Here is an 8,988-nt window from a genome sequence, read left to right as displayed (position 1 = left end):
GCTGTGCCAGGCCACGCTCTTCACATCGAGCGTGTACGGATGGAGGATCTCGCCTGCGCGCCGGATGATCTCCTCGATCGGCGTCTGGCGCACCCGGTGGTCGTCGTCCGCGGCGACCGCGCCGAGATCCACGTAGACGCGGCTGAGATAGCCGCCCTCGCGCGGGATGTGGAGGATGTTGCCCGCTTCGGCGTTGATCGCGCACTTGATGCGCCAGTCGGGGAAGTCGGTCTCGACCAGCACGTCCATGACGCCCCAGGCGTGCTGCGAGATGTCGCCGACGTGCACGCGCCCGATCGCCGCCCGCACGCCGCTGCGCGCCCCGTCGCATCCGACGACGTATCTGGCGCGCACGACCCGCTCGTCTCCCGCGTCCGGCCCGGCCACGACCCGCAGCCCCACCTCGACGGGATACTCCCCCGTGTCGTGGACGGTGAGCCCGGTGAACTCGATGCCGTAGTCGGGGACGATCCGCCCGGGCCCGTGGGCCGCCGCCTCGGCGAAGTAGTCGAGCACGCGCGCCTGGTTGACGATGAGGTGCGGGAACTCGCTGATGTCGTACGCGTAGTCGGCGGTGCGCGAACGGCGCACGATGGCGCGCGGGTTCTCGGGGTCGGGCCCCCAGAAGTTCATCCAGCCGATGTTGTAGGCCTCGGCGATGATGCGTTCGGCGAAGCCGAACGCCTGGAACGTCTCGACGCTGCGCGGCTGGATGCCGTCGGCCTGACCGAGCGGCAGGCGTCCGCTGCGCCGCTCCACGATGCGGGTGACGACATCGGGGTACTGCGACAGCTGCGCGGCCAGCAGCATCCCTGCCGGACCCGAGCCCACGATGAGCACGTCGATCTCGTCGGGCAGCGCGGCGGGACGGTCGAGGCCCGTGCCGGCGGCGGGGAGCACCCGCGGATCCTCCGAGACGTACCCGTGGTGATGGAACTGCATCGTCGTCGCCTTTCCGGCTCACGCCTTCGACATGCCGTAGAGGGGACTCACGGCTTGCTCCGCCTCGTGGTCGGGACCGAGCGGGATGCCGCTGCGGTCGCGCAGCAGCAGGGTCGCGACGAGGCCCAGCACCGTCATGCCGGCGAGGTACCAGGTCACGCCCGTGGTCGACCCCGTCGCCTGGACGATCGCCTGGGCGATCGTGGGTGCGAACGCCCCGCCGAGGATGGCCCCGATCGCGTAGGAGATGGAGACTCCCGAGAAGCGGATGGATGCCGGGAACAGCTCGGCGTACAGCGCAGCCTGCGGGCCGTAGGTGAACCCGAGGCCGACGGTGAGGATCACCAGACCGACGGTCAGCGTCACGATCGATCCCGTGTCGACGAGCGGGAACAGGAGGAACACGCCGATCAGCTGCAGCACCCAGCCGATCAGGTAGGTGGTGCGGCGCCCGATGCGGTCGGAGATCCAGCCGGACAGGAACGTGAACAGCAGCCAGGTGATCGCCGACAGGGTGACGGCACCCAGCACGTCGGCCGTCGCGAGGCCGATCGGCCCCTTGGGGTCGGTGGCGTAGCGCTGGATGTAGCCGCCGGTGGTCATGTAGCCGACGGCGTTGTTGCCGGCGAAGACGAGCGCGGCGACGATCACGAGGAGCGCGTGACGACGGAACAGCTGCACGATCGGCATCCGGGTCTCCTCCTTGCGCTCGGCGAGCTCGGTGAACACGGGGCTCTCCTCGACGCGGCGGCGCACGTAGGAGCCGATGACGATCAGGACGAACGACAGCAGGAACGGCACCCGCCACCCCCACTGCAGGAAGGCCTCCCCCGGCGCGATGAGCGCCATCAGGGCGAGCATGCCCGACGCGAGGAGCAGTCCGAGGGGAACGCCCATCTGCGGCGAGGCGCCGAAGACCCCGCGGCGCGTCTTGGGCGCGTGCTCGACGGCCATGAGCACCGCGCCGCCCCACTCGCCGCCGGCCGAGATGCCCTGGAGGATGCGCAGGAGGACGAGGAGGATCGGCGCGGCCATGCCGATCGCGGCATACGTGGGCAGCAACCCCACGAGCGTCGTCGCGATGCCCATCAGGACGAGCGTCACCATGAGGACGAGGCGGCGGCCGTACTTGTCGCCGAAGTGGCCGGCGAGGAAGGCTCCGAAGGGCCGGAACAGGAAGCTGATGCCCACCGTGATGAACGAGAGCACCTGGGCGAAGCCCTCGCCGGCGGGCGCGAAGAACAGCTGGCCGAAGACGAGGCCGGCCGCCGAGGCGTAGATGAAGAAGTCGTACCACTCGACCGTCGTGCCCACGATGGTGGCGAACACCACCCGGCGGCGATCGGTGTGGGCGGCGATCGTGCCGGTCGGGGTGAACCCGCCGGCCTGGCTCGGGGATGCGCTCATCGGTGTGTGACTCCCGTGTCGTGTGACGTCTCTGTCGTGCGGAGAAGCGATGCTTGCTCCGGTGCGAACGATCATATACGATTTCGGATACGACGCAAGGGCGAGGGAGCTCATGACCATCGACCACCCCACGGTGACTGACAACGACACGGCGGATGCCGTCGACACCCGTTTCGCCGCGCTGCCGAGCCGGCCGGGGAAGATCGTCGCCGTCCACCTCAGCTACGAGTCGCGGGCCGCCCAGCGCGGCCGCCGACCCGCCGCCCCCTCCTACTTCTTCAAGGCGTCCAGCTCCGTCGCCGCCTCGGGCGGTGTCGTGGAACGCCCCGCCGGCACCGAGCTGCTGGCGTTCGAGGGCGAGATCGCGCTCGTCATCGGCGCCGCCGCCCGACGGGTGGGCGTGGACGACGCCTGGCGGCACGTCGGCTGGGTCACCGCGGCCAACGACCTCGGCCTCTACGACCTGCGCGCCAACGACAAGGGCTCCAACGTCCGCTCCAAGGGCGGCGACGGGTTCACGCCCATCGGGCCGGCGCTGCTGCCCGCCGCCGACCTCGACCCCACCGCCCTCCGCGTGCGCACCTGGGTGGACGGCCGGCTGCGGCAGGAGGGCACCACCGACGACCTCCTCTTCCCGCTCGCGCAGCTCGTCGCCGACCTCTCGCAGCACTTCACGCTGGAGTCCGGCGACATCATCCTGACGGGCACACCGGCCGGCTCCTCCGTCGTCGTCCCCGGCGAGGTCGTCGAGGTCGAAGTCGACGTGCCGGCGACCGGCGCGAGCACCGGGCGCCTGATCACCACGGTGGTCGACGGTCCCGACATCCCGTTCGACGAGACGCTCGGATCGCTGCCGGCCGTCGACGATCTGCAGCGCGAGGAGGCCTGGGGCTCCCGGGAGGCCGCCGGCCTCGCGGGTGGCGGCGTGTCGGCTCAGGGTTCCGCCGGGCCGGAAGGCCGCGTCGGAGGGCCGCTGAGCCCGGAGCTGCGCGACAAGCTCCTGCGCACCCCGGTGGCCGCACTGTCGCAGCAGCTGCGCAAGCGCGGACTCGACAACGTCACGATCGACGGCGTGCGCCCGCTGCACCCCGCGAGCAAGCTCGTCGGCACCGCGAAGACGCTGCGGTTCGTCCCGGGCCGCGAAGACCTCTTCGCCAGCCACGGCGGCGGCTACAACGCGCAGAAGCGCGCCTTCGACGCCGTCGCGGAGGGCGAGGTCATCGTGATCGAGGCCCGCGGCGAGGCGGGGTCGGGAACACTCGGCGACGTCCTCGCCATCCGCGCCCACGCCCGCGGCGCCGCCGGCATCGTCACCGACGGCGGCGTGCGCGACATCGCCGCCGTGGCGGACGTGGGCATCCCGGTCTACACCGTCGGCGGGCACCCTGCCGTGCTCGGCCGCAAGCACGTGCCCTGGGACGTGGACGTCACGATCGCCTGCGGCGGCACGACCGTGCAGCCCGGCGACATCCTCGTCGGCGATGCCGACGGCGTCATCGTCATCCCTCCGGCACGGGCTCAGGAGATCGCGGATGCGGCACTCCTCCAGGAGGAGGAGGACGCGTGGATCGCCGCCCGGGTCGCCGAAGGCCATCCCGTGGAGGGCCTGTTCCCGATGAACGCGCACTGGCGCGCCATCTACGAGGAGTCGCGATGACCACGGTCGCCACCGGCAGCAAGTCGGAGATCGCCTACGACTGGATCCGCGAGCGCATCCACCGCCACGAGTACGGGCCCGGCTACCGCCTGGTGCTCGGCGCCATCGCCGCGGAGCTGGAGATGAGCGTGGTGCCGGTGCGCGAGGCGATCCGCCGCCTCGAGGCGGAACATCTGGTCACGTTCGAGAAGAACGTCGGCGCGCGGGTGTCGGTGGTCGACGAGGAGGCCTACGTCCACACGATGCAGACGCTGAGCCTCGTCGAGGGCTACGCGACGCGCCTCGCCGCGCCGTTCGTGACGGCGGACGACCTCGCCGCGGCATCCGAGATCAACGCACGCATGCACCGGCTGCTCGACGACTTCGACGCGCACACGTACACCCAGCTCAACCAGCGCTTCCACGCCGTGCTGTTCGACCGCTGCCCCAACCCGCACATCCTCGACCTCGTCGATCGCGGCTGGTCGCGCCTGGCGGGTCTTCGCGACACCTCCTTCGCGCTCATCCCGGAGCGCCCGCGCCACTCCGTGGAGGAGCACGATCGCATCCTCGACCTCATCCGCGGCCAGGCCGACCCGGACGAGCTGGAGATGTTCACCCGCACCCACCGCCTGCGCACGCTCGACGCGTTCCTGCAGGCCCGACACGACACCCCCGGGCGTTGACCCGCCATCGATCGGAGAGACCATGACCGACACGACGACTCCGGCCCTGGACACGCGGCATGTGCCCGCCGACCTGCCCGACCGCATCCGCCACTACATCGACGGGCGCTTCGTGGACGCGGTCGACGGCGACACGTTCGAGGTGCTCGAGCCGGTCAGCAACGAGGTCTACGTGCGGGCCGCGGCCGGCAAGAAGGCCGACATCGACCTCGCCGTCGCCGCGGCGCGACGCGCCTTCACCGAGGGGCCCTGGCCGCGGATGCTGCCGCGCGAGCGCTCCCGCATCCTGCACCGCATCGCGGACATCGTCGAGTCGCGCGACGCCCGTCTCGCCGAGCTCGAATCCTTCGACTCGGGCCTTCCCATCACCCAGGCCCTCGGTCAGGCACGGCGGGCCGCGGAGAACTTCCGCTTCTTCGCGGACCTCATCGTCGCCCAGTCCGACGACACCTTCAAGGTGCCGGGCCGGCAGATCAACTACGTCAACCGCAAGCCGATCGGCGTGGCGGGACTGATCACGCCCTGGAACACCCCGTTCATGCTCGAGTCGTGGAAGCTCGGCCCCGCCCTGGCGACCGGCAACACCGTCGTGCTCAAGCCCGCGGAGTTCACGCCGCTGTCGGCATCCCTCTGGGCGGGGATCTTCGAGGAGGCGGGCCTGCCGCAGGGCGTCTTCAACCTCGTCAACGGCCTCGGCGAAGACGCGGGCGACGCCCTCGTGAAGCACCCCGACGTGCCCCTCATCTCCTTCACGGGCGAGAGCCGCACGGGCCAGATCATCTTCGGCAACGCGGCGCCGTTCCTGAAGGGCCTGTCGATGGAGCTCGGCGGCAAGAGCCCGGCGATCGTCTTCGCCGACGCCGACCTGGATGCCGCGATCGACGCGACCATCTTCGGCGTGTTCTCCCTCAACGGCGAGCGCTGCACGGCCGGCAGCCGCATCCTCGTCCAGCGGGGCGTCTACGACGAGTTCGTGGAGCGCTACGCGGCGCAGGCGTCGCGCGTGAAGGTCGGCTACCCGCACGACCCGGCGACCGAGGTCGGCGCGCTCGTGCACCCCGAGCACTTCGCGAAGGTGATGGGCTACGTCGAGATCGGCAAGACCGAGGGGCGCCTGGTCGCCGGAGGCGGACGGCCCGAAGGCTTCGCGTTCGGCAACTTCGTCGCCCCGACGGTGTTCGCCGACGTCGCCCCCGACGCCCGCATCTTCCAGGAGGAGATCTTCGGTCCGGTCGTCGCGATCACGCCGTTCGACACCGACGAGGAGGCCCTCGCGCTCGCCAACGACACGCGCTACGGGCTCGCCGCCTACGTCTGGACCAACGACCTCAGACGCGCGCACAACTTCGCCCAGGCGGTGGAGGCCGGCATGGTCTGGCTCAACTCGAACAACGTGCGCGACCTGCGCACCCCGTTCGGCGGAGTGAAGGCGTCGGGCCTCGGCCACGAGGGCGGCTACCGCTCCATCGACTTCTACACCGACCAGCAGGCCGTGCACATCACGCTCGGCGCGGTCCACAACCCGACATTCGGCAAGAACTGACCCACCCCTCATCACGCAAGGACGCTGACATGACCGACCGCTCGACCATGACGAAGACCGCGTCCGGGTTCTTCGTCTCGCCCGAGGCGCCCATCGCCTCGGACAACCCCGTCGCCACCCCGACGTCGCCGGCCCCCGACATCCTGCGCTGCGCCTACATGGAGCTCGTCGTCACCGATCTGGCGCGCTCCCGCGAGTTCTACGTGGACGTCCTGGGGCTGACGGTCACCGAGGAGGACGAGGACACCGTCTACCTGCGCTCGCTCGAGGAGTTCATCCACCACAACCTCGTCCTGCGCCGGGGACCGATCGCCGCCGTGGCCGCGTTCAGCTACCGGGTGCGCTCCGCGGACGACCTCGACCGCGCCGTCGCCTTCTACACCGAGCTCGGCTGCGACGTGCGCCGCAACCCGGAGGGCTTCACGAAGGGCATCGGCGACGCCGTCCGGGTCGTCGACCCCCTCGGCTTCCCGTACGAGTTCTTCTACGAGACGGAGCACGTCGAGCGGCTCGCCTGGCGGTACGACCTGTACACACCGGGAGCGCTCGTGCGCCTCGACCACTTCAACCAGGTGACGCCCGACGTCCCCCGGGCGGTGCGCCACTACCAGGACCTCGGCTTCCGCGTGACGGAGGACATCCAGGACGAGGAGGGAACGGTCTACGCCGCCTGGATGCGCCGCAAGCCCACCGTGCACGACACGGCGACGACCGGCGGCGACGGCCCGCGGATGCACCACGTCGCGTTCTCGACCCACGAGAAGCACAACATCCTCGCGATCTGCGACAAGCTCGGCGCCCTCCGCCGCAGCGACATGATCGAGCGCGGGCCGGGCCGCCACGGCGTCAGCAACGCGTTCTACCTGTACCTGCGCGACCCCGACGGCCACCGCGTCGAGATCTACACGCAGGACTACTACACCGGCGACCCGGACAACCCCGTCGTCACGTGGGACGTGCACGACAACCAGCGCCGCGACTGGTGGGGCACCCCGGTCGTGCCGTCCTGGTACACGGATGCGTCGCTCGTGCTCGACCTGGACGGCAACCCGCAGCCCGTCGTCACCCGCACCGACGCCTCGGAGATGGCCGTGACGATCGGCGCCGACGGCTTCAGTTACACCCGCGGCGACGACGAGTCGTCACTGCCGGAATGGAAGCAGGGCGAGTACAAGCTGGGCCACCAGCTCTGATCATGGATGCCGAGACCATCGCCGGCCTCGCCGAGGAGCTGGCCGAAGCCGACCGCACCCACACCGTCATCCCCCGGATCACGGCGCGACACCCCGAGGCGACGATCGAGGACTCCTACGCGATCCAGGGCGTCTGGCGCGACCGCATGATCGCGGCCGGACGCACTCTCGTGGGCCGCAAGATCGGACTCACCTCGAAGGCGATGCAGCAGGCCACCGGCATCACCGAGCCCGACTACGGCGTCATGTTCGACGACACCGTCTACCCGACGGGAGCGGCCATCCCGGTGGACCACTTCTCGAACGTGCGCATCGAGGTCGAGCTGGCCTTCGTGCTGAAGACCCCGCTCGCGGGGCCGGGCTGCACGCTCGAGGACGCGCTCGCGGCGATCGACTACGCGGTGCCCGCGCTGGAGGTGCTCAATTCGCACATCGAGCTGGAGGGCCGCACGATCGTCGACACGATCAGCGACAACGCCGCGTACGGCGCGATGGTGCTCGGCGACGTCCATCGCCGGCCCGACGAGATCGACCTGCGCTGGGTGCCCGGCGTGCTCAGCCGCAACGGCGAGATCGAGGAGACGGGTGTCGCCGCCGGCGTCCTCGGCCATCCCGCGGCGGGCGTGGCGTGGCTTGCCGACAAGTTCGCGCAGCACGGTGCCAGACTCGAGGCGGGCGAGATCATCCTCGCCGGGTCGTTCACGCGGCCCATGTGGGTCCGACGCGGCGACGAGGTGCGCTGCGACTTCGGCGAGATGGGGGTCATCGAGTGTCGTTTCGTCTGAGCCCGACCTTCCGCGACCGGCTGGCCGCGGCATCCCGCCCCCTCGCCGGAGGCTGGGTGTGCTCCGGCTCCGCGCTCGTCGCCGAGATCATGGCGGGCTCGGGCCTGGACTGGCTGCTCATCGACATGGAGCACGGGCCGAACACCCTCGCCTCTGTGCGGGAGCAGCTGCAGGCCGTCGAGGGGTCGCCCGCGACGGCGGTGGTGCGCGTGCCGATCGGCGACGTCGTGACCATCAAGCAGGTGCTCGACCTGGGCGCGCAGAACATCCTCGTGCCGATGGTGTCGTCGGCCGCCGAGGCACGCGCCGTCGTGGAGGCCACCCGCTATCCCCCGCGCGGCCGGCGGGGCGTCGGCTCCGCGCTCGCGCGTTCCGCCCGCTGGAACCGCGTCGAGGACTACCTCCCGAACGCCGACGCGTACGTCTCGGTGTTCGTGCAGGTCGAGACGGCCGAGGGCGTCGACGCGGCCGCCGAGATCGCCGCGGTCGACGGCATCGACGGGGTCTTCGTGGGGCCGAGCGACCTGGCCGCCTCGATGGGGCTGCTCGGTCAGCAGACCCATCCCGACGTCACGGCCGCCGTGATCCGCGCCTTCGAGGCGGTGCGGTCGACGGGCACACCCGTGGGCGTCAATGCGTTCGACCCGCGCGTCGCCCAGTCGTATCTGGATGCCGGGGCCGCCTTCGTCCTCGTCGGCGCCGACGTGGCGCTGCTCGCGCGGGGGTCCGAGGCGCTCGCGGCGCGGTGGGTGCCCGCCGCGGACGACACGGTACGCGGCTCGTACTGAGCCGCCCC

General features: G+C 70.9%; 8 protein-coding genes. 6 read left to right on the top strand and 2 right to left on the bottom strand.

Annotated elements, in window-relative coordinates:
• A partial coding sequence (locus tag MHO01S_RS15860) for an FAD-dependent monooxygenase (RefSeq protein WP_174524696.1) occupies positions 1–942 on the bottom strand: 942 nt, incomplete at its 3' end.
• An 18-nt stretch (positions 943–960) separates the two neighbouring features.
• Positions 961–2,349 (bottom strand): MFS transporter, encoded by a 1,389-nt coding sequence (locus MHO01S_RS15855; protein ID WP_060960420.1) that lies wholly within the window; start codon positions 2,347–2,349, stop codon positions 961–963.
• Between the two features lie 112 nt (positions 2,350–2,461).
• On the opposite strand from MHO01S_RS15855, the gene MHO01S_RS15850 reads away from it, so the two are divergent.
• The 6 genes from MHO01S_RS15850 to MHO01S_RS15825 are packed head-to-tail and all read left to right on the top strand — an operon-like array spanning position 2,462 to position 8,980.
• On the top strand, positions 2,462–4,006 hold the full coding sequence (locus tag MHO01S_RS15850; protein WP_060960419.1) for a fumarylacetoacetate hydrolase family protein: 1,545 nt from the start codon (positions 2,462–2,464) through the stop codon (positions 4,004–4,006).
• Entirely contained in the window at positions 4,003–4,671 is a 669-nt protein-coding gene (locus MHO01S_RS15845; protein ID WP_060960418.1) for a GntR family transcriptional regulator, read from the top strand. Before MHO01S_RS15850 ends, MHO01S_RS15845 begins: the two co-directional genes overlap by 4 nt.
• A 22-nt stretch (positions 4,672–4,693) precedes the next feature.
• A complete protein-coding gene (hpaE, locus tag MHO01S_RS15840) occupies positions 4,694–6,214 on the top strand; it encodes a 5-carboxymethyl-2-hydroxymuconate semialdehyde dehydrogenase (protein ID WP_060960417.1) in 1,521 nt (506 codons plus the stop codon).
• Between the two features lie 29 nt (positions 6,215–6,243).
• Entirely contained in the window at positions 6,244–7,407 is a 1,164-nt protein-coding gene (gene hpaD, locus MHO01S_RS15835) for a 3,4-dihydroxyphenylacetate 2,3-dioxygenase (RefSeq protein WP_060960416.1), read from the top strand.
• Positions 7,408–7,409: 2 nt separating this feature from the next.
• Positions 7,410–8,192 (top strand): 2-keto-4-pentenoate hydratase, encoded by a 783-nt coding sequence (locus MHO01S_RS15830; protein ID WP_267956662.1) that lies wholly within the window; start codon positions 7,410–7,412, stop codon positions 8,190–8,192.
• Positions 8,177–8,980 (top strand): HpcH/HpaI aldolase family protein, encoded by an 804-nt coding sequence (locus tag MHO01S_RS15825; protein ID WP_061782589.1) that lies wholly within the window; start codon positions 8,177–8,179, stop codon positions 8,978–8,980. The genes MHO01S_RS15830 and MHO01S_RS15825 overlap by 16 nt, the downstream gene beginning before the upstream one ends.
• Positions 8,981–8,988 lie beyond the last annotated feature (8 nt).

The organism is Microbacterium hominis NBRC 15708 (genome assembly GCF_001592125.1).
Classification (GTDB): Bacteria; Actinomycetota; Actinomycetes; order Actinomycetales; family Microbacteriaceae; genus Microbacterium; species Microbacterium hominis.
This window is presented reverse-complemented; position numbering and strand designations above follow the sequence as displayed.

Bases quoted from the DNA above. Each gene is read 5' to 3' on its own strand.
- MHO01S_RS15855 (WP_060960420.1), bottom strand. From the start codon at position 2,349: ATGAGCGCATCCCCGAGCCAGGCCGGCGGGTTCACCCCGACCGGCACG.
- MHO01S_RS15850 (WP_060960419.1), top strand. From the start codon at position 2,462: ATGACCATCGACCACCCCACGGTGACTGACAACGACACGGCGGATGCC.
- MHO01S_RS15845 (WP_060960418.1), top strand. From the start codon at position 4,003: ATGACCACGGTCGCCACCGGCAGCAAGTCGGAGATCGCCTACGACTGG.
- hpaE (WP_060960417.1), top strand. From the start codon at position 4,694: ATGACCGACACGACGACTCCGGCCCTGGACACGCGGCATGTGCCCGCC.
- hpaD (WP_060960416.1), top strand. From the start codon at position 6,244: ATGACCGACCGCTCGACCATGACGAAGACCGCGTCCGGGTTCTTCGTC.
- MHO01S_RS15830 (WP_267956662.1), top strand. From the start codon at position 7,410: ATGGATGCCGAGACCATCGCCGGCCTCGCCGAGGAGCTGGCCGAAGCC.